Genomic DNA, 20,122 nt, shown 5'->3' on the forward strand with positions numbered 1-20,122 from the left:
ACGCCATCCACGGCCCAGGCGTCTCCGCCACGCGCGCTCCGCCCGTCTCCGCCGCGGGGCTCCCGCCCGCCTCCGCCGCGGAGGTCCTGCGGGCCGCGCCCGTCGCCGGGAGCGACCGGGCGCATCACGCCCTCACCTCCGCGTGTCGTCGGCGGCGTCGATGTGCTCGGCGACCGCCACGACCACGATCTTCGTGTCCGGCTCGGTGGCCCGCCACCGGTGCCGCACCCCGCCCGACAGGTGCAGTGCGTCGCCCCGGGAGAGCCGGTAGGCGCGGCCCTCGGCCTCGACCTCCAGCGCGCCCTCGGCGACGTACATCAGCTCGTCGTTGCGGTGCTGGTACTCGCGCCCCGCGTCCTGCATGCCGGTGAACTCCAGGGCGTGCAGCTGGTGGTGGCCGCGCACCAGCGGGCGCACTCCCGGGCCGAGTTCGAGGCCGGGGTCGTCGTCGGCGCGGACCAGGTCGACGGAGAGTGCCGAGCCCGCGGCGGCCAGGAGCTGGTCGGCGGTGGTCTCCAGCGCCTCGGCGACGCGCTGGAGGGAGCGCATGCTGGGGCGGGCCCGTTCGTTCTCTATCTGGCTGAGGAAGGGAACGGACAGCCCACTGCGCCGCGCCACCACGGCAAGGGTGAGTTCCAGGGCACGGCGCCGTCTGCGGACCGCCGTGCCGACCCGAAGGATCTCCTTGTCGTCCTTCTTCTCCTTCGACATCACAGCTCCCCTCCCCCTACCGTTCTTTCCACCGACCCGTTCTTTCCACCGACGGACAGCAGACTACGCAGCTTGGTGCCTCGGTTTCGTACACATGTCACACCTGGGCCGCAGAACCGGGCGTGCCGTGCACCGGCAGGAGTGCCGTACCGCACCCACGTGCGGGCGGTACAGGGCACGGTCCGCACCGCCCGGCGCCGTACAGCCGCGCTGTCAGTGCCGTACGGCATCATCGGGAGCGTGACCCGACGCCTGATGCTCCTCGACACCGCCTCTCTCTACTACCGGGCCTACTTCGGGGTCCCCGACTCGGTCCGTGCCCCCGACGGCACCCCGGTCAACGCCGTCCGCGGCCTGCTCGACTTCATCGCCAGGCTGGTCCAGGACCACCGCCCGGACGATCTGGTGGCCTGCTGGGACAACGACTGGCGCCCGCAGTGGCGGGTGGACCTGATCCCGTCGTACAAGGCGCACCGCGTGGCCGAGGTGATCGAGGGCGCCCCGGACACCGAGGACACCCCGGACACCCTGTCCCCGCAGGTCCCGGTGATCGAGGAGGTCCTCGCCGCGCTCGGCATCGCCCGGGTCGGTGCCGACGGGTACGAGGCCGACGACGTCATCGGCACCCTCACCGGCCTGGCGAAGGGACCGGTCGACGTCGTCACAGGGGACCGCGACCTGTTCCAGCTGGTCGACGACGCCCGTGAGCGCCGCATCCTCTATCCGCTCAAGGGCGTGGGCACGCTCCAGGTCACCGACGAGGCCTGGCTGCGCGAGCGGTACGGCGTGGACGGGCCCGGTTACGTGGACCTGGCCCTGCTCCGCGGCGACCCGAGCGACGGCCTGCCGGGCGTCCCCGGCATCGGCGAGAAGACCGCCGCCAAGCTGCTCGACGCGTACGGGGACCTGGCGGGCATCATGGCCGCCGTCGACGACCCCCGGGCAAAGCTCACCCCGTCCCAGCGCAAGCGTCTCGACGAGGCACGGCCGTACATCGCGGTGGCGCCGAAGGTGGTGCGGGTGGCGAGCGACGTACCGCTGCCCGCCTTCGACCCGGCCCTTCCCTGCGCGCCGCGCGATCCGGCGGCCTTGGAGGCCCTTGCCGAGCGGTGGGGTCTGGGAGGCTCTTTGCAGCGTCTGCTCGCCGTGCTCGCCCATTGAGCTGTTAGCTTAGGTAAGCCTAAGCAAACAGCCGTACCTGGGGAGAGCACTGTGGCAGAACGACCCGCCCGCAAGGCACCGCGAGCCCACGAGGCGACCGTGGTGCGCACCGAGCGGATCACTCCGCACATGGTGCGCGTCGTCCTCGGCGGGGAGGCCCTCGCGGGCCTCGGCGCCGACGAGTTCACCGACCACTACGTCAAGGTGCTCTTCCCGGCCCCCGGGGTGACCTACCCCGAGCCCTTCGACATGGCCCGCATCCGCGAGGAGTTCCCCGCGGAGCAGTGGCCGGTCAACCGGACGTACACGGTACGGAGCTGGGACGGCGAGGCCCGCGAGCTGGCCATCGACTTCGTCGTGCACGGGGACGAGGGCCTGGCGGGGCCGTGGGCGGCGCGGGTGCGGCCCGGCGAAACGGTCAGGTTCCTCGGCCCCGGCGGCGGTTACGCCCCGGACCCGGCCGCCGACTGGCACCTGCTGGTCGGTGACGAGAGCGCGCTGCCCGCGATCGCGGTCGCCCTTGAGCGGTTGCCCGCGGGCGCGGTCGCACACGCCTTCATCGAGGTGCCCGACGCCGCGGAGGAGCAGAAGATCGTCGTCCCGGACGGCGTCTCGGTCACCTGGCTGCACCGCGGCGGGCGTCCGGTCGGCGAGCAACTGGTCGCGGCGGTGCGCGAGCTGGCCTTCCCCTCCGGTGACGTGCATGCCTTCGTCCACGGCGAGGCGGGCTTCGTGAAGGAGCTGCGCCGTCACCTGCGGATCGACCGCGAGGTCCCGCGCGAGCGACTCTCCATTTCCGGCTACTGGCGCCTGGGCCAGGACGACGACGCGTGGCGCGCGGTCAAGCGCGAGTGGAACGAGCAGGTGGAGCGGGAGCAGGAGTCCACCCCGGCCTGAGCGCAGGAATCGGGCCGCTCCCAGCCGGCAGCTCCCGCCTGCGCCCGGCCCCGGTGCTGCCCCCCACGGTCGTTCCCGCCTGACCTCGGGGCCTGGGGCCCGCCCCCCCCCACGCCCACTCCTGCCCTGCCCCCGGGATCGAGGCCGCCCTCCACGGGCACTCCCGCCCGACCTCCGGCCGCGGGTGCCGCCTCCTGGCGCTCCGGCCCCGGGCCCGCCCGCGGCCGGCCCCGTCCGCAGTACGGACGGGGCCGGCCGCGCGGTCGCCCACCGGCACCCCGGCTGCCCGGACCCGGCGGCCCAGCGCTCCGGCACCCCCGGCCCGGCTGCCCGCGGCCCTGCGGCATCCGCTACTCCTTGTACACCCGCCGGGACTCCTCCGCCTGCGCGAGCCTGCGCAGCGAGCCGAACACGGCATCGCCCAGCACCATGCCCACCACCACGCTCTCCAGCACGTCGTCGACCTCCCCCCGGCCCAGCACGTACGCCAGGTCCGCCTCGGCGACCCGCTCCGCGGCGTCGGCGTACGCCTCCAGCGTGCCCGCGAACTCCTCGTGGCCCAGCCGCTCCGCCTCCGTGAGCGTGCGAGCGAGCGCGTCGCCGTCCGGGTGGCCCTCAGTGACGTGCCACCCGCGCCGCGCGACCAGTTCCGCCACCCGCCGACGCGCCCGCTCCGAGGGCTCTCCGGCCTCGCCCGCTGTCGGCACCCGGGGCGCGGCGACCGTCTCCGCGACCTCCCCGAGCAGCTTGTGCACCGGCGCCGAGGTGTCGTCCACCACCGCCAGCACCTCCTTGATCCGCGCCAGTGGCAGCCCGCCGGCCCCGAGCAGCGCACGGATCAGTCGCAGCCGCCGCTCGTGCGAGGGCGCGTAACTCGCCTGGTTGGGGCTGGTCAACTCCCCCGCCGGGAGCAGCCCTTCGCGGACGTAGTACTTGATCGTCGGCACCGGGACTCCGGTTCTGCGACTCAATTCCCCTATGCGCACCGCGCGTTCGCCTTTCGCCGTTCCGAAAATCCCTCTTGCCAGCCCCCATCATTCCATGGATAGTTCCCCTATCCGATAGCGGTGAGTGCCGCTATCCATATGGATCAACGGGGGTACTCCCATGCACACCTGGCGCACCTGGCACCGGCCGCTGGTCGTCTTCTCGGCACTGATGGTCCTCTTATCCTTCGCCACCGGGCTCGGCCTGGTGCTCGACGAGAGGCTGGTCAATCACTCCCCGGTGTGGTTCAAGCCCTTCAAGTTCTCGGTGTCGTTCACCGCGTACGGACTGTCGCTGGCCTGGATGCTGTCTCTGCTGCCCGCGGGCAGGCGAGTCAGGGCCGGCTGGTGGGCCGGGACGGTGGTCGCGGTGGCGAGCCTGGCGGAGATGGTGCTCATCGTGGGCCAGGCGGCCCGCGGCAAGCGCAGCCACTTCAACACCGAAACCCCTTGGGACGCCTCGCTGTTCGCCCTGATGGGCACCACGGTGGTGATCATCTGGCTCGGCAGCCTGGCGGTCGCCCTGCTGTTGCTCCGCACCCGGATCCTCGACGGGGCCACCTCTCTCGCGGTGAAGGCCGGGTCCGTGCTCGCCCTCGCCGGGACCGGCATCGGGTTCCTGATGGTGCGGCCGACCGCCGCTCAGCTGGAAGCCGGCCTCACCGACACCACCGGCGCCCACGGCGTGGGGGTCGCTGACGGCGGCCCCTCGATGGCCGTGACCGGATGGGCGACCACCGGCGGCGACCTGCGGATACCGCACTTCGTCGGCATGCACTCGCTGCAACTGCTGCCGTTGGTGGCCCTGTTGCTGCTCGCCCTGGCTCCCCGGTTCGCCCGCCTCGCCGACCCCCGCGTACGGCTGCGGCTGACCGCGGTCTTCTCCGCGTCGTACGCCGCCCTGCTCGGCCTGGTCACCTGGCAGGCACTGCGCGGCCAGGCACTGGTCGCCCCGGACGGCACCACCCTCGCGACGGCGGGCGCCCTGGCCGTGGCGGCGGTGGCCGCGACCCTGCTCGCCCTGCGACCGGGTCCCGTGAGCAGGCGCGAGCAGCAGGACAAGGAGCTCGCGGCATGATCCCCGCCCCCGTCGGCCCGCATTCCCCCGGGCCGTCCGGCGGTCCGCCGCGCCCCGCCCGGCGGGCCCTGCCCGCTCGCACGCCCGAGGTGGGGCAGGCTGACCAATCCGGGTGCGCACCGGCTCCGAATGCCCTGTGGGAGTCAGTGTCCGCGCAGTGAGAGAGAAGGAACCACCCGCGTGAAAGAAGCCGTCCAGCTCAGTGGAGCGGCCCCGTCGGGGCCCGACCTTCAAGAGCTCATCAGCCGCGTCGCCCGGGGGGACCAGGATGCCTTCAGCCGGGTGTACGACCTGGTCAGCGGTCCGGTCCTGGGTCTGATCCGCAGCGTGCTGCGCGACCCCGCGCAGTCCGAGGAGGTCGCCCAGGAGGTACTCGTGGAGGTGTGGCGCACCGCCGCCCGCTTCCAGCCGGCCCGGGGCAGCGGGATGACCTGGGTGCTGACGCTGGCGCACCGGCGGGCGGTGGACCGGGTGCGTTCCGCCCAGGCGTCGACCGACCGGGAGCAGCGGGCCGCGCTTCTCGACCGCACACCGGCGTACGACGAGGTCACCGAGCAGGTGGAGGCGCGGCTGGAGCGCGAGCAGGTGCGCCGCTGCCTGCGCACCCTCACCGAACTGCAGCGTCAGTCGGTGACCCTCGCGTACTACCGGGGCCTCGCCTACCGTGAGGTCGCCGAGCTCCTGTCGGTGCCCCTGGGGACGGTCAAGACCCGGATGCGCGACGGACTGATCCGGATGCGCGACTGCCTGGGGGTAAGCACATGAGCACCACCGAACTGCACATGCTGACCGGGGCGTACGCCCTGCACGCGCTGCCCGACGACGAGAGGGCCGCCTTCGAGCGGCACCTCGTGGACTGCCCGTCCTGCGCCCAGGAGGTGGGCGAGCTGGCCTCCACGGCGGCCCGGCTGGGCCGTGCGATGACCGAAACACCGCCCGGCCGGATGAAGGACGAAGTGCTCCGCCGGATCTCCACCGAGCGGCAGGAAGGCCCGGTGACGGTACGTCAGGGCCGGGCGCGGGCCCGCTTCGGCCGGACGGCGACCCGCTTCGCGCTGGCGGCCTGCCTGGTCGCCGCCGCCGGATCCGGCGGAATCGCGGTGTGGCAGCACCAGGTGGCCGAGGACGCACAGCAGCGGGTTTCGCAGCAGGCGCAGGCCGCGCAGCAGCGGGACGAGGCGCTGGCCGCGGTGCTGGCGGCACCGGACGCACAGGTCACCACCGGCAAGGTCGCCGACGGGGCGAAGGCGGCGGTGGTCCTCTCGCGCAGCCGCGACCGGGCGGCGTTCGTCGCCTCCGGGCTGCCGAAGCCACCTGCGGGGAAGGTGTACCAGCTGTGGTTCAACGACGGCGGCACCATGCGTGCGGCGGGTCTGCTGAACCCGGCCGCGCGCGCGGACTCGGTGCTGATGGACGGCCCGGTGGGCAGCGCGTCCGGCATGGGCATCACCGTCGAACCGGTCGGCGGCTCCCCCGCCCCGACGTCGGACCCCGTCGCGCTGATGGACTTCCCCGCATGAGCGCGGTGGACGCGGCGGGCGCGGCGGGCGCGGCGGGTGCGTCCCGCATCGCCGTCGTCCTCTTCACCTCGGACCTGCGGGTCCACGACCAGCCGGTGCTGCGGGCCGCCCTGCGCGACGCCCGGGAGGTGGTGCCGCTGTTCGTGCAGGACGACGGGGTGAGCGCGAGCGGCTTCGCCGTACCGAACCGACGGGCGTTCCTCGCCGACGCCCTCGCCTCACTGGACGCGCAATTGCGCGACCGGGGCGGCCGGCTGGTGGTCCGTACCGGCGAGGTCGTCAGGGAGACCGCCCGGTTGGTGGCCGACACCGATGCCCGCGTGGTGCATGTGGCGGGCGGGGTCAGCGGGTACGCGCTCGGGCGCGAGCAGCGGTTGCGTACGGCGCTGGCCGCCCACGGCTGTGAGCTGGCGGTGCACGACGCGGTGATCACCGTGCTGCCGCCCGGCGCGGAGACCCCGTCCGGCTCCGGCAGGGACCACTTCGCCGTGTTCACCCCGTACCACCGCAAGTGGGCGGCGGCGGGCACGCGCGCCGTGCTGCCGGCGCCGAGGGCGGTGCGGGTGCCGGAGTGGGTCGCGAGCGATCCGCTGCCCTCGCGCGAGAAGGTGTCCGACGTCTCGCCGGGGCTGCCGGCCGGTGGCGAACGGGTGGCCAGGGAGCGCTTCAGCTCCTGGCTCACGCAGGGCACTTCGGGCATCCAGGCGTACGAGGACCGGCACGACGAGCTGGCGGGCGATGCCACCTCCCGGCTCTCGCCGTACTTCCATTTCGGCTGCCTGTCGCCGGTGGAGGCGGTGCACCGGGCGCGGCGGAAGGGCGGTGCGGGGGCGGAGGCGTTCGTCCGGCAGCTGGCGTGGCGGGACTTCCACCACCAGGTGCTGGCGGCACGCCCCGCCGTCTCCTGGACCAACTACCGTGAGCGGCACGACCGCTGGCGTGCGGACGAGCGGGAGATCGCGGCCTGGAAGGCGGGGCTGACCGGCTTTCCCGTGGTGGACGCAGCGATGCGGCAGCTCGCGCACGAGGGGTGGATGCACAACCGGGGGCGGCTCCTGGTGGCGAGCTTCCTGACGAAGACGCTGTACGTGGACTGGCGGGTCGGCGCCCGCCACTTCCTGTCCCTGCTGGTCGACGGGGACCTCGCGAACAACCAGCTGAACTGGCAGTGGGCCGCGGGCACCGGCACCGACACCCGGCCGAACCGGATCCTCAACCCTCTCGCCCAGGCCAAGCGGTTCGACCCGCACGGGGACTACGTGCGGCGGTGGGTGCCGGAGCTGGCGGACCTGGCGGGCTCGGCGGTGCACCAGCCGTGGCACCTGGAGGGGCCTGAGCGGGCCCGCTTCGACTATCCGGAGCCGATCGTGGACCTGGCCGAGGCCCGGGCCCGGTTCGAGCGGGCGCGGGAGTGAGCGAGGCCGGCGACGCGCGGGGCCGGACTCCCGCCCACCAGGGCCCGGCGACGCGCGGGGCCGGACTCAACCCCGCCCGGGCCCGGCGACGCACGGGGCCGGGTTCCGCCCACCCGGGCCGGTGACGCGCGGAGGGCCGGCCCCGGGGCGGAGGGCCGGCCCTCACCCGCTCGCGTCGCGTTTCAGCGCCGGGCACGTCCCGCCGGGTGCGGTGAGCAGCTCGAAGTGCCACCTCTCGTTGGCGTACACCTGGCACAGTCCGTAGGCCGCTCCCTTGCGGATCAGCCAGTCGTCCGCGTTTGCGGGGCCGATGTCGACGGCCCTGCCCCGGGGGTGTTCGGACTTCTCCGGGGTCTGCACGAACTGCCGCGCCCGTTCCAGGCTGCCGTACCTGTCGACGGCCCGGTCGAGCAGTTCTTGCTGGTAGTCCTTGCTGCGCCAGCCCGCGGTGACGTAGAGGTCGATGCCTGCCCGCTTGGCATCGGTGGCCGCCCGCTGCACGGCCTTGAGCAGGGCGGGGTCGAGGTTCCTGAGCGCGGAGTGCCCGGTGTCGAACGGGGTCAGCGTGCGAGCGGCCGGTATCGCCCCGTCGCCCGCGTCCGCCGCGCCGTCCGCGTTCTTCCCGCCGCCCTGCGGGGAGGGTTTGCCCGGCTGCGGGAACTCCGGGGCCGTCGTCACCCTTGCCGCCGGGTACCTGCCGGGGTCGTCCGCGAGCACCGCCGCCGAGGCCACGCCCACCGCGCCCGCCATCGCGAGACCTCCGGCGGCCCACCAGGTGCGGGACCGCTTCGCTTCACGCATGTGTCTTCCTCCCGGAGTCCGCGCCGCGGCCCCGCGACAGGGGCCGGGCCACTGCTCTCAGTGCAGCGGGAGGGGTGTTGTCCGGACGTTTCGATTTCTGGATACGTGGGCGACAGGGCGGGCGCAGTCCCCCGTTACCGCCCGCCCTTCCTCGGAAGGGCGGGCGCAGACCCCCGCTACCCTCGACCCTTCCTCGGCGGCCACGGAAAGAACCCGTTCGTCCGTGCCGCGTACGCCGTAAACCCGGGCCGGTCCGCCATCCTCCGCTCCAGCAGCCGCTTCCCGCTCCCGAAGATCAGCAGATAGCTCATCACCAGCGGCCCGGCCACACTCGCCGCGGCCACCGGGACACTGCCGGCGGCGGCAAGGAAGATGCCCCACCAGACGCAGAAGTCCCCGAAGTAGTTCGGATGGCGGGTGAGGCTCCACAGGCCCCGGTCCATGATCATCCCCTGGTGGCGCGGGTCCGTCCTGAACCGGGCCAGCTGCCGGTCACCCACGGCCTCGAAGAACAGCCCCACACCCCACAGCGCACATCCCGCCCAGGCGACCCACCCCAGCTGGGCGGGCTCGTACATGGCCATCTGCACCGGCAGCGACACCAGCCACACCAGCGCCCCCTGGAGCAGGTACACCATCCGAAACGCGTACAGGTTCCTGCGGCCGCCCGGCGCCTTGGCGAGCATCGCCTCGTACCGGGGGTCCTCCCCGTGCCCGCGTCCGCGCCGGCCGATGTGCACCGCCAGACGCAGCCCCCACACGCAGGTCAGCACGGTGACCAGCAGCCGCCGGCCGTCGTCCCCGGACCCCGTCGAGACCGCGTAGGAGACGACGGCCACGGCCGCGAAGGCGACGCCCCACGCGACGTCGACCACCCGGTGGACCCCGCGCCGGACGGCGAGGGCGAAGGTGACCAGCATGACGGCGAGCGCGGCACCTGCCGCCCAGGCGAGGTTGAGGGCCCAGTCGGCCCACGGGAATCCGTTCACCGGACGCCGCCTTCCGTCAGCAGCAGCTGCCGTACATCCAGATAGCCGGAGCGGAAGCCCGCCTCCGAATAGGCCAGGTAGAACGACCACATCCGGCGGAACACCGCGTCAAAACCGAGCGCGTCCACCTCGGCGCCGCGCGCGTCGAAGCGTTCCCGCCACAGCCGCAGCGTCTCCGCGTAGTGCGCGCCGAAGCCCTCCGAGCGGGCCACCCGCAGCCCGGTGTGCGCGGCGGCGGTCTGTTGCAGGGCCTCGGCGGAGGGGATGAGGCCGCCGGGGAAGATGTACTTCTGGATCCAGGTGTACGTGTCCTTGGCGGCCAGCATCCGGTCGTGCGGCAGCGTGATGGCCTGCAGGGCGATCCGCCCGCCGGGAGCGAGCAGCCGCTCCAGAGCGGCGAAGTACTCCGGCCAGAACTCCTCGCCGACGGCCTCGATCATCTCCACGCTGACCACCGCGTCGTAGGTGCCGGTCAGCTGCCGGTAGTCCCGCAGCAGGACACTCACCCGGTCGGTGAGGCCCGCATCGGCGACGCGGCGCAGCGCAAGTTCCCGCTGTTCTCTCGAGAGTGTCGCACTGGTCACCCGGGCTCCCCTGCGGGCGGCCCGGATGGCCAGTTCGCCCCAGCCGGTGCCGATTTCGAGCACCTCGCTGCCCTCGCCGACCCCGGCCAGGTCGAGAAGCCGGTCGATCTTGCGGTGCTGGGCGGCGGGCAGCAGTTCCGCGGTGGCGGGGAAGGAGCGGAAGACGGCGGAGGAGTAGCTGAGGGTGTCGTCGAGGAAGAGGGCGAAGAGGTCGTTGGAGAGGTCGTAGTGGTGGCTGATGTTGTCGCGGGAGCCTTCGGGGGTGTTGCGTGCGGCGGCGGGATGCCGGGGCGCCCAGATCCCGCGCAGTCGCTGCAAGGGCTGCGGCACCAGGGTCGCCGCATGCTCGGCAAGGACGGTCAGTACGCCGACGAGGTCGTCCGCCGTCCACTCCCCCGCCATGTACGACTCGCCGAAACCGATCAGGCCGCCCGCCCCGATCCGTCGGTGGAAGGCGCCGGGCGCGTGCACCCGCATGACCGGGCCGCCGAGCCCGAGCGTGGAGCCGTCGCCCCACTTCACGGTCAGCGGCAGCCGGGCGAGCGCCCGGCGGACGATCAGCCGGGCGACCGCGGTGCGTGCCGGGGACGCGTCCGGCAGCCGCGCCACGTCCGGCCAGCGGTTCCGGTCCACGGGGAGGGGTCCGGCGTAGGGAGCCGTCGCGGGCCGGCCCGGTGCCGTGGCCGGGGACCGGGGGTGCGGGGGGCGGGAGGCCGGAGGCAGGGACACGGTCATTCGACACCCTCCTGGGGGTGAGGGCAGGGGCGTTTCTGTACGGGCAGTCCGCGCAGGTACAGCAGGACGCCGTGCAGCCGGATCGCGGCGGAGACCGCCAGAGTGGACAGGGGATGGCGCACCGCGGCCCGGAGCAGCCCGGCCGTGGTGGCGGGCCTTCGAGCCCCTCGTACGGTCGCCGTGAACGGGCCGGCGCCCGGGCGGTCGAGGCGGATGCTCAGCTCCAGTCGCGCCCCGGGCTCGGGCAGCGTCATCCGGTAGTGCCCGTCCACGGGGAAGAACGGCGATACGTAGAACTCCTTTGCCACCTCGGCCGGTTGGGCGCCCTCCTGGCCGGGAGTCAGCAGGTAGCAGTGCCGTTCGCCGTAGGTGTTGTGGACCTCGGCGACGATGCAGCGCAGTGCCCCGTCGGGGCCGTGGCACCAGAAGAGGCTGAGCGGATTGAAGACGTACCCGAGGGCCCTGGCGTGCGCGAGCATCGTGACGTGGCCGCCCCGGAGGTCGATGCCGCGCGCGGCGAGGAACTTCTCCAGCCCGCTTCGGATGCCGGGCCCGGTGCCCCCGAAGTGGTCGCGGGCGTCGAACCGGGCGAGCGGACGCAGGGGGCGCGGCAGCCGGGGCAGCCGGTCCAGATCGACGTACCACAGGTAGGTGCGGTGCTTGAGGGTGTGGCGGCGGGGGGTGGTCCGCACGTGGGCGACGGTGCAGAGGTAGAGGGCGGGTGCGCGCGGGCCGAGGTCCGGAGCGGCCGCGTCGGCCGTCGGACGGCGCTGGGCGACGGTCACCAGGTCACCCCCAGTGCGGCCGCCGCCTCGGCCCCCGACCGGCAGCCGTCCTCGTGGAAGCCCCAGCCGTGGTACGCCCCCGCGAAGGCGGTCGTCGCCGTGTTGAGCGAGGGGAGCTGCGCCTGGGCGGCCACCGACTCCACGGTGAAGACGGGGTGTTCGTACACCATGCGTGCCACGACCCGCTCGTCGTCGACGATTTCGGCGCCGTTGAGAGTGACGACGTACGTCTCGGGTGCGTCGAGCCGCTGGAGCCGGTTCATGTCGTAGCTGACCCTGACGCGTTCGGCGCCCGCGTCGCACGACGGCATCGCGTAGTTCCAGGCGGCCCTGGCGCGGGGGCTGCGGGGCAGCACCGTGGTGTCGGTGTGCAGCAGGGTGGGGTTGCGGGAGTAGCGGAACGCGCCGAGCACCCGTTGCTCGGCGTCGGTGGCGTCGGCGAGCAGCCGCAGTGCCTGGCGGGGGTGGACGGCTATGACCACCCGGTCGTACCGGGCGGTGGCGCCGTCCTCGGTCGTGATCTCGACGCCGTCCGTGGTCCGGCGCAGTGCGCGTACGGGGGTGGCGGTGTGGACGGCGGCGAGGTGCTTGGCGACGCGGTCGACGTACTCCCGCGATCCGCCGGTCACGGTCCGCCATACGGGCGAACCGCCGAGGGCGAGCAGTCCGTGGTGGGCGAGGAAGCGGAACAGGTAGCGGGCCGGGTAGCGGAGCGCGGTGGCGGGGTCGCAGGACCATACGGCGGAGACGAGCGGCGTCAGGAAGTGCGCGACGAAATAGGGGGAGAACCGTCCGCGCCGCACGAACTCGTCCAGCGTCGCTGTGTCCTGCCCCTCACCGGCCAGCAACTGCCGGGCGCGGCGGTGGAACTTCGGCACCTCGGCGAGCATCCGCAGATAGGCGGGCCGGGCGGCGTTGCGCGGCTGCGCGAACAGGCCGCCGGGGCCGCGCGCGCCCGCGTATTCGAGGCCGCAGCCCCCGCACCGGACGGACATGCTCATCTCGGACTCCTGGGCCTCCACCCCGAGTTCGCCGAAGAGCCGCAGCAGGTGCGGGTAGGTGCGGCGGTTGTGCACGATGAAACCGGAGTCGACCCGGTGGACGCGGCCGTCGGCGGACGGCACGTCATGGGTGTGGGCGTGCCCGCCGAGCCGGGGTTCCGCTTCGTACAGCGTCACGCGGTGGGCGCGGGCGAGCACGTACGCGGCGGTCAGCCCGGCCACCCCGCCGCCGATCACGGCGGTGGCCGGATAACCGCCGGGCGGCCGCTCCCTGACCTGCGGTCCCACGCCTTTGCCTGACATATGTCCTCCCACTGTCCACGACTGTCGGTGAGGGTTCGGAGCCGTCAGCACGGTGGATTGGCCGTTGCCCCAAAAGAAGTAATCCGGGCTTCGCACCAATCCGCCTGCCCCCTGTGCACCGAACCCCAGACGTGAGTGGAAAACGACGCACCTTCGCAAGCGCGACCGGCGGCCTGGTCGCCGGCTTCTCGGCGCTGTGCGCCGCGGAGCTGGCAGCCTCGGCCGTACGGCCCGAGGCGGGACCTGTGGCGGCGGTGGGCGGCGCGGTCGTGGACCGCACCCCCGCCGCGGTGAAGGATTTCGCGATCCGCACCTTCGGCACCGCCGACAAGCTGGTCCTCCAGCTGGGCATCCTGACGCTGCTGGCCCTGTTCGCGGTGGCGGTGGGCCTCCTGGCCGCCCGGCACCGCCGCACCGGGGTGCTGATGGTCCTCGCGTTCGGCGCGCTGGGAGCGTGGGCGGCACTCGAACGCCCCGACAGCCGCCCTCTGGACGCCCTGCCCTCCGTGGTGGGCGGCGTGGTGGCCTGCGCGGTCCTCTCTCTGCTCACCTCGAAACTGGGCCCTCGACCGTCCCTTACGGCTGGGGAGACGATCGAGGCGCCCGGGGCCGGGCCGGACTCCGGCACCGGGAACGAGGGTTCCCCGTCCGGTCCGGCCCGCCCCGTCCAGGCCGGGAGCCCGCCGGAGGGGGCCCGCCCGGCCGACCCGTACGGGCGGGGGCAGGACACTGCGGGATCTGCCGCCGCCCGTACGCACACCTCACCGGGAACCGGGCACCCGACGGACTCCGGCTCCGGTTCAGGGACCCCTGAGGAGTACGACTCCCACGAGGCCCCGGGACGGCAGGACACCCCCGAACTCCCCCGGAACATGATCCCGGGCACCACCGCCGCCACCCGCGCCGACGACGAGGGCGACGTCACCGGCAGCAGCGACGAGGGCGACGTCACCGGCAGCAGCGCTGAGAACGCACCGGCCGCACCCGGCGCCGCCGGCACTCCCGGCTTCGACCGCCGCGGCTTCGTCATCGCCGCCTCGGCCGTCGCCGCCGCGTCCGCCGGCGCCGGACTCCTCGGGCGGCAGCTGAATTCAGGCCGGCAGGCCGACGCAGCCGCCGCGCGCTCCAGGATCACGATCCCCGCTCCGGCCGACCGGGCCCGCCCCGTGCCTGCCGGCGCCGAGCTCCGCGTGCCGGGCCTCGGCCCCCTGACCACCCCCAACCGGGACTTCTACCGCGTCGACACCGCTCTCGTCGTCCCTCGCGTGGACGCCACCCGCTGGAGTCTGACCATCCGCGGCAAGGGCGTGTCCCGCCCGCTGACCCTCTCGTACGAAGACCTGCTCGGACGCCCGCTGATCGAACGCGACATCACGATGACGTGCGTGTCCAACCAGGTCGGCGGCCCGTACGTGGGCAACGCCCGCTGGATCGGCGTACGGCTGGCGGACCTGCTCAGTGAGGCCGGCGTCCGGCCGCCCTCGCGCGGCGGACCCGCCGACCAGCTCGTCGCGCGTTCCGTCGAGGGCATGACGCTCGGCTCCCCCGTGGAGACGGTCATGGACGGCCGCGACGCCCTCCTCGCCGTCGGCATGAACGGCGAGCCGCTCCCCTTCGACCACGGCTTCCCGGTCCGCATGCTCGTCCCCGGCCTCTACGGCTACGTGTCGGCGTGCAAATGGCTCCGGGAGCTGGAACTGACCTCCTTCGACGACTTCGACGCGTACTGGGTACGGCGCGACTGGGCCCGGGAGGCACCCATCAAGACGCAGTCGCGCATCGACACCCCGCGCCCCTTCGCCTCGCCCAAGGCGGGCGAGGTCACGGTCGCCGGGGTGGCCTGGGCGCAGCACCGAGGCATCGCCCGGGTCGAACTGCGCGTCGACGGCGGCCCCTGGCAGGACGCCCAGCTCGCCACCGAGACCAGCCGGGACACCTGGCGGCAGTGGCGGTGGCAGTGGCGGGCCGCCGCAGGAAGCCACACCCTCGAAGTCCGCGCGACGGACCGTGAGGGCGACACCCAGACCGAGCGCCGGGTCGGGACCGTTCCCGACGGCGCCACGGGCCTCCACTCGGTGGTGGTCTCCGTGACCTGACACCCCGGGGCCCACCTCGGAACCCTGTCCTCATCCCGCTCCACTTCCGTACCGCTCAAGGAGAACATCATGCGCACCACCCGCACCCTCGCCCGTCGCGCCGCCCTCGCCGTCGCCGCGGCCGCAGCCCTCCCGCTGGCCCTCACCGGCTGCTCGCAGGACAGCAAGCCCACCAGCGACGCCGCGAAGTCCTCGCCCTCCAAGCAGGCGAGTATGGATTCCTCCCCCTCCGAGGCGGCCCCGGTGTCCGGTCCGTTCGGTCCGGGCTGTGCCGGTGTCCCCAAGGACGGCAAGGGCAGCTTCGACGGCATGTCCAAGGACCCGGTGGCCACCGCCGCGTCGAACAACCCCGCCCTGTCCACGCTGGTCACCGCCGTGAAGAAGGCGGGCCTGGTCGACACCCTGAACAACGCCCAGAACATCACCGTGTTCGCCCCGACCAACGACGCCTTCGCCAAGATCCCGAAGGCCGACCTGGACAAGGTCCTGGCCGACAAGGACATGCTCACCAAGGTGCTGACCTACCACGTGGTGGGCGAGAAGCTCACCCCCAAGCAGCTGGAGAACGGCACCTACCCGACTCTCCAGAAGTCCACCCTGACCACCGCGGGCTCCGGCGAGTCCTACAAGGTCAACGACACGTCGTCCGTGGTCTGCGGCAACGTCCCGACCGCCAACGCAACGGTCTACATCGTCGACACCGTCCTCATGCCGAAGGCCTGACCCCGGCCCGTACTCCCGGCCCCGCCGCCTCCAGCGGCGGGGCCGCCCGCACTCCGCCCCCCTCAGGCGGCGGAGCCGCCCGCACCCCCATCACCCCAGCTCCCCTCGGGCGGCGGAGCCGCCCGCACCCCCGATACCCCGCCCCCTTGGGCGGCGGGGCCGCCCCCCGGGGGCGAGTGGGGCCTCCCCTGCTCGAGCGAAGCCGAGAGCTTGGGGAAGGGCGGGCAAGGGGGCGGCCCCCGGCGGAGCCGCGCACCCCGGTCCCGGCCCGCCGGAGCCCGCCCGCCCGGCCCACCGGAACCCCGTTCCCCCCCTCCGTACCCTTGTCCCACCATGACGCGCAGACCCCGCCCCCGCTCCACCACCCCCGCTCCCCTCCCCCAGCGCCTCGGCATCGACCCCGTACACCTCAGGCTCCCGCCCGCAGGGCACAGCGCGGGAGCCGGCCCCGGGGACGGCTCTCCGGGCACACCCGCCACCCTCCGCGCGTACCTCCTCGCACGGCTCCCCGCCGCCGGTCCCGCCACCATCGACCGGATGTTCCGCGAGGGCGCCTTCGTGACCGCCGACGGCTCCGCCCTGCCGCCCGACGCACCCTGCACGCCCGGCCTCGGCATCTGGTTCCACCGGGACCTCGCCGAGGAGCCGCCCGTACCGTTCCCGGTGACGGTGGTGTACCGCGACGCGCACATCCTGGTCGCCGACAAGCCGCACTTCCTGGCCACCACCCCCCGCGGCAGCCACATCACCGAGACGGCCCTGGCGCGGCTGCGCCGGGAGCTCGATCTGCCCGAGCTGAGCCCGGCGCACCGACTGGACCGGCTGACGGCGGGGCTGGTGCTGTTCGTCGTGGCCCCGCGGGCGCGCGGCGCGTACCAGACGCTCTTCCGCGACCGTCTCGTACACAAGGAGTACGAGGCCCTGGCACCGTACGATCCCGCACTCACCCTTCCCCGAACCGTCCGCAGCCGCATCGAGAAGATCCCCGGCATCCTCGCCGCCCGCGAGATCCCGGGCGAGCCCAACAGCGAGAGCCGGGTCGAACTCCTGGAGCAGCGGGGCGAAGTGGCCCGCTACCGTCTGGTCCCGCACACCGGCCGCACCCACCAGCTCCGCGTCCATCTGAACGCGCTCGGTCTGCCGATCCTGGGCGACCCGTACTTCCCCCGGCTCACCGACCCGGCCCCGGACGACTTCACGAAGCCGCTCCAACTCCTCGCCCGCACCCTGGAGTTCACCGACCCGTTCACCGGGGACCGGCACCGCTTCGAGAGCCGCCGCACGCTGCAGGCCTGGAGCGACCCGGAGGGCTGGGCGCGGGGCGACCGGGCATGACGAAGGCCCCGGCCGGAAGCTGGTCCGGCCGGGGCCCGCGTGCACAGCAAGGGCGTGGCTTCGCGTGCGCAGCAAGGGCGCGGTCACGCATGCGCGACAAGGGCGCGGTCACGCGTGCGCGAAAAGGGCGCGGCTCAGCCCACCGAGCTGTACGCCACCACACCCCGCAGCACCGCTTCCACGGCCTTGCGGGCGTTCTTCGCCACCGTGCTGTTCTCCCGGGGGGCCGCCGCGGCGACCTGGCCCAGCACGTCGATGACCTGCTTGCACCACCGTACGAAGTCGCCGGCCGGCATCTCTGCCTCCCGCAGCACCTCGTCGAGGCCCTTGCCGGAGGCCCACATGAACACCGCCCAGGCGAACCCGAGATCGGGCTCGCGCTGCCCGACCCCTTCCGCCTGGTTGATCTTGTGGTCCTCCTCCAGCGCGTCGAGCCGGCCCCAGATGCGGACCATCTCGCCGAGTGCGGCCTTCGCCGCCCCATTCGGCACCTTCGGTGCCACGGCATCGTCGGACTGCCGCGCCTCGTACACCAACGCCGAGACGCACGCGGCCAGTTCGGCCGGGCTCAGCCCTTCCCACACGCCGTCGCGCAGACACTCCGAGGCCAGCAGGTCCAACTCGCCGTACAGTCTGGCCAGCCGCTTGCCGTGCTCCGTCGCCTCGTCACCGCGCAGGTAGTCCAGCTCGGTGAGCAGTGCGTAGATCCGGTCGAAGGTGCGGGCGATGGTGTTCGTCCGGCCCTCGATGCGGTTCTCCAGCTGCCGGGTGTCGCGCTGGAGCCGGTGGTAGCGCTCCGCCCACCGGGCGTGGTCCTCCCGCTCGTCGCAGCCGTGGCAGGGGTGCGCCCGCAGCTCCGCGCGCAGCCGCGCGATCTCCCGGTCGTCGGCGGCGGCCGCCCGCCCCTTGCGCTTGCGGTCGGGCACGATGTGCCCGGCCTTGGAGCGCAGCTGGGACGCCAGATCGCGCCGGGACTGCGGCGAACGCGGGTTGAAGGACTTCGGGATCCGCATCCGCTCCAGCGCCTCCACCGGCACCGGGAAGTCGATCTGCGCCAGCCTCTTGACCTGCCGCTCCGCGGTCAGCACCAGGGGGCGGGGCCCGTCGTGATGCTCCAGACCGCGGTGACCGTTGGTGCGCCCCGCGGGCACGCCCGGGTCCAGCACCAGGGCCAGCCCCGCGAACTTCCCCGTCGGCACATGGATGACGTCGCCGGCTCGCAGCTTCTCCAGCGAGTCCGCCGCGGCCACCCGCCGCTGGCTGGCGCCCTGCTTGGCGAGTTCGGTCTCCCGGTCCTTGAGGTCACGGCGCATCGCCGCGTACTCCTCGAAGTTGCCGAGGTGGCAGGTCATGCCCTGCCGGTAGCCCTCCAGGCCCTCTTCGTTGCGCTGGACCTGCTTGGAGATCCCGACGACCGACTTGTCCGCCTGGAACTGGGCGAACGACGTCTCCAGCAGCTCCCTGGACCGGTGCCGCCCGAACTGCCTGACCAGGTTGACCGCCATGTTGTACGACGGCTTGAAGCTGGAGCGCAGCGGGTACGTACGGGTGCCCGCGAGCCCGGCGAGCGCGCTGGGGTCCATGCCGCGCTGCCAGAGCACCGCCGCGTGGCCCTCGACGTCGATGCCGCGCCGCCCGGCCCGTCCGGTGAGCTGGGTGTACTCGCCGGGGGTGATGTCGGCGTGCTGTTCGCCGTTCCACTTGACGAGCTTCTCCAGTACCACGGAACGCGCGGGCATGTTGATGCCGAGCGCGAGCGTCTCGGTGGCGAAGACCGCCTTCACCAGACCTCGTACGAACAGCTCCTCCACGACCTCCTTGAAGGTCGGCAGCATTCCGGCGTGGTGCGCGGCGATGCCCCGCTCCAGGCCCTCCAGCCACTCGTAGTACCCAAGGACGTGCAGGTCCTCGCCGGGGATGGAGGCGGTCCGCTCCTCCACCAGCTCACGCACCTGCTGGCGCGCATCCTCGTCGTTGAGCCGCAGCCCCGCGTACAGGCACTGCTGTACGGCGGCCTCGCAGCCGGCCCGGCTGAAGATGAAGGTGATCGCGGGCAGCAGCCCTTCGGAGTCGAGGCGTTCGATCACCTCGGCCCGGCTGGGCGTCCAGACCCGGGTCCGCGATCGGCGCTCGCGCTCCCGGTCGGCCTCGCGGACCATCTTGCCGCGGCGGCGCTCGCGCGGGTTGTACGTCTTCTGGTTCTCCATCCGGGCCATGCGCAGCAGGTCGGGGTTGACCTCGCGGCGGCCGCCGCGGCCGTCGTCCGACTCCTCGAAGAGGTCGTACATCTTCCGGCCGGCCAGTACGTGCTGCCACAGCGGCACGGGCCGGTGCTCGGAGACGATCACTTCGGTGTCACCGCGCACGGTGTCCAGCCAGTCGCCGAACTCCTCCGCGTTGGAGACGGTCGCCGACAGCGACACCAGGGTCACCGACTCGGGCAGGTGGATGATCACCTCTTCCCAGACGGCCCCCCGGAAGCGGTCGGAGAGGTAGTGGACCTCGTCCATGACCACATAGGCGAGTCCGAGCAGGGACTGCGAGCCCGCGTAGAGCATGTTGCGCAGCACCTCGGTGGTCATCACGACCACCGGGGCGTCCGCGTTGACACTGTTGTCGCCGGTGAGCAGCCCGACCTTGTCCGCGCCGTAGCGCCTGGCGAGGTCCTGGTACTTCTGGTTCGACAGTGCCTTGATGGGCGTGGTGTAGAAGCACTTGCCGCCCTGGGTGAGGGCGAGGTGCACGGCGAACTCGCCGACGATCGTCTTGCCCGAACCGGTGGGTGCCGCGACCAGCACGCCCTTGCCCGCCTCCAGCGCCCGGCAGGCCTCGATCTGGAAGGGGTCCAGGTCGAAGTCGTACATGGCGCGGAAGGGGGCGAGCGCGGTGGCTTCCTCGGCGGCGCGGATCCGGGAGGCGGCGTATCGCTCGGCTGGTGAGAGGTCCTCTGTCATCTTGTCTTCGAGCCTACCCGCCACCTCTGACACTCAGCCCGATCTTTT

17 protein-coding genes are annotated in these 20,122 nt (G+C 73.1%); 9 read left to right on the top strand and 8 right to left on the bottom strand.

All coding sequences use genetic code 11. The annotated features are described in order from the left end of the window. Positions 1 to 132: 132 nt before the first annotated feature. The gene (locus tag ACFWVV_RS25620) at positions 133 to 711 is read right to left on the bottom strand and encodes a helix-turn-helix domain-containing protein (RefSeq protein ID WP_384357551.1); all 579 of its coding nucleotides are present in this window, start codon (positions 709 to 711) and stop codon (positions 133 to 135) included. Between the two features lie 255 nt (positions 712 to 966). On the opposite strand from ACFWVV_RS25620, the gene ACFWVV_RS25625 reads away from it, so the two are divergent. Together ACFWVV_RS25625 and ACFWVV_RS25630 are read left to right on the top strand one after the other, a co-directional pair. Next, positions 967 to 1,872, top strand: a complete 906-nt coding sequence (locus ACFWVV_RS25625; RefSeq protein WP_384357584.1) for a 5'-3' exonuclease H3TH domain-containing protein — start codon at positions 967 to 969, stop codon at positions 1,870 to 1,872. 51 nt (positions 1,873 to 1,923) lie between these two features. Further along, positions 1,924 to 2,769, top strand: a complete 846-nt coding sequence (locus ACFWVV_RS25630) for a siderophore-interacting protein (RefSeq protein ID WP_384357549.1) — start codon at positions 1,924 to 1,926, stop codon at positions 2,767 to 2,769. A 350-nt stretch (positions 2,770 to 3,119) separates the two neighbouring features. Here the strand turns inward: ACFWVV_RS25630 and ACFWVV_RS25635 are convergent, their stop codons facing one another. Then, positions 3,120 to 3,716 carry a MerR family transcriptional regulator gene (locus tag ACFWVV_RS25635; protein ID WP_384357547.1) on the bottom strand — a complete coding sequence of 199 codons (597 nt, stop codon included), beginning with the start codon at positions 3,714 to 3,716 and terminating at the stop codon, positions 3,120 to 3,122. A 160-nt stretch (positions 3,717 to 3,876) separates the two neighbouring features. Between ACFWVV_RS25635 and ACFWVV_RS25640 the strand changes: the two genes are divergently transcribed. The 4 genes from ACFWVV_RS25640 to ACFWVV_RS25655 all read left to right on the top strand — a co-directional run bounded on the left by ACFWVV_RS25640 (position 3,877) and on the right by ACFWVV_RS25655 (position 7,768). Then, a complete protein-coding gene (locus tag ACFWVV_RS25640) occupies positions 3,877 to 4,833 on the top strand; it encodes a hypothetical protein (protein ID WP_384357545.1) in 957 nt (318 codons plus the stop codon). A gap of 180 nt (positions 4,834 to 5,013) precedes the next feature. Further along, complete coding sequence (locus ACFWVV_RS25645; RefSeq protein ID WP_384357543.1) at positions 5,014 to 5,598, top strand: sigma-70 family RNA polymerase sigma factor; 585 nt, start codon at positions 5,014 to 5,016, stop codon at positions 5,596 to 5,598. After that, positions 5,595 to 6,353, top strand: a complete 759-nt coding sequence (locus tag ACFWVV_RS25650; protein WP_384357541.1) for an anti-sigma factor domain-containing protein — start codon at positions 5,595 to 5,597, stop codon at positions 6,351 to 6,353. The genes ACFWVV_RS25645 and ACFWVV_RS25650 overlap by 4 nt, the downstream gene beginning before the upstream one ends. Then, positions 6,350 to 7,768 (top strand): cryptochrome/photolyase family protein, encoded by a 1,419-nt coding sequence (locus ACFWVV_RS25655; protein WP_384357539.1) that lies wholly within the window; start codon positions 6,350 to 6,352, stop codon positions 7,766 to 7,768. Before ACFWVV_RS25650 ends, ACFWVV_RS25655 begins: the two co-directional genes overlap by 4 nt. A gap of 162 nt (positions 7,769 to 7,930) precedes the next feature. Here ACFWVV_RS25655 and ACFWVV_RS25660 read toward each other — a convergent pair whose 3' ends face one another. From ACFWVV_RS25660 to ACFWVV_RS25680, 5 genes are all read right to left on the bottom strand, one after another. Next, positions 7,931 to 8,569, bottom strand: a complete 639-nt coding sequence (locus tag ACFWVV_RS25660; protein WP_384357537.1) for a M15 family metallopeptidase — start codon at positions 8,567 to 8,569, stop codon at positions 7,931 to 7,933. Positions 8,570 to 8,745: 176 nt separating this feature from the next. Next, positions 8,746 to 9,558, bottom strand: coding sequence for a DUF1295 domain-containing protein (locus ACFWVV_RS25665; RefSeq protein WP_384357535.1), 813 nt, complete (start codon positions 9,556 to 9,558; stop codon positions 8,746 to 8,748). Further along, positions 9,555 to 10,877, bottom strand: coding sequence for a class I SAM-dependent methyltransferase (locus ACFWVV_RS25670; protein WP_384357533.1), 1,323 nt, complete (start codon positions 10,875 to 10,877; stop codon positions 9,555 to 9,557). Before ACFWVV_RS25670 ends, ACFWVV_RS25665 begins: the two co-directional genes overlap by 4 nt. Then, a complete protein-coding gene (locus ACFWVV_RS25675) occupies positions 10,874 to 11,569 on the bottom strand; it encodes a DUF1365 domain-containing protein (RefSeq protein ID WP_384357582.1) in 696 nt (231 codons plus the stop codon). Before ACFWVV_RS25675 ends, ACFWVV_RS25670 begins: the two co-directional genes overlap by 4 nt. A gap of 89 nt (positions 11,570 to 11,658) precedes the next feature. Continuing rightward, positions 11,659 to 12,966 (bottom strand): NAD(P)/FAD-dependent oxidoreductase, encoded by a 1,308-nt coding sequence (locus ACFWVV_RS25680; protein WP_384357531.1) that lies wholly within the window; start codon positions 12,964 to 12,966, stop codon positions 11,659 to 11,661. Positions 12,967 to 13,097: 131 nt separating this feature from the next. On the opposite strand from ACFWVV_RS25680, the gene ACFWVV_RS25685 reads away from it, so the two are divergent. The 3 genes from ACFWVV_RS25685 (at position 13,098) to ACFWVV_RS25695 (ending at position 17,120) form a co-directional block, all read left to right on the top strand. Then, the gene (locus ACFWVV_RS25685) at positions 13,098 to 15,062 is read left to right on the top strand and encodes a molybdopterin-dependent oxidoreductase (protein WP_384357529.1); all 1,965 of its coding nucleotides are present in this window, start codon (positions 13,098 to 13,100) and stop codon (positions 15,060 to 15,062) included. A gap of 69 nt (positions 15,063 to 15,131) precedes the next feature. After that, positions 15,132 to 15,785 (top strand): fasciclin domain-containing protein, encoded by a 654-nt coding sequence (locus ACFWVV_RS25690; protein WP_384357527.1) that lies wholly within the window; start codon positions 15,132 to 15,134, stop codon positions 15,783 to 15,785. Between the two features lie 333 nt (positions 15,786 to 16,118). Next, positions 16,119 to 17,120, top strand: coding sequence for a pseudouridine synthase (locus ACFWVV_RS25695; protein ID WP_384358162.1), 1,002 nt, complete (start codon positions 16,119 to 16,121; stop codon positions 17,118 to 17,120). Positions 17,121 to 17,254: 134 nt separating this feature from the next. Here ACFWVV_RS25695 and ACFWVV_RS25700 read toward each other — a convergent pair whose 3' ends face one another. Beyond that, positions 17,255 to 20,074: a DEAD/DEAH box helicase gene (locus ACFWVV_RS25700; protein WP_384358164.1), complete on the bottom strand. Its 2,820-nt coding sequence runs from the start codon at positions 20,072 to 20,074 to the stop codon at positions 17,255 to 17,257. Positions 20,075 to 20,122 lie beyond the last annotated feature (48 nt).

The sequence above is a fragment of the Streptomyces sp. NPDC058663 genome, from assembly GCF_042716745.1.
Classification (GTDB): Bacteria; Actinomycetota; Actinomycetes; order Streptomycetales; family Streptomycetaceae; genus Streptomyces.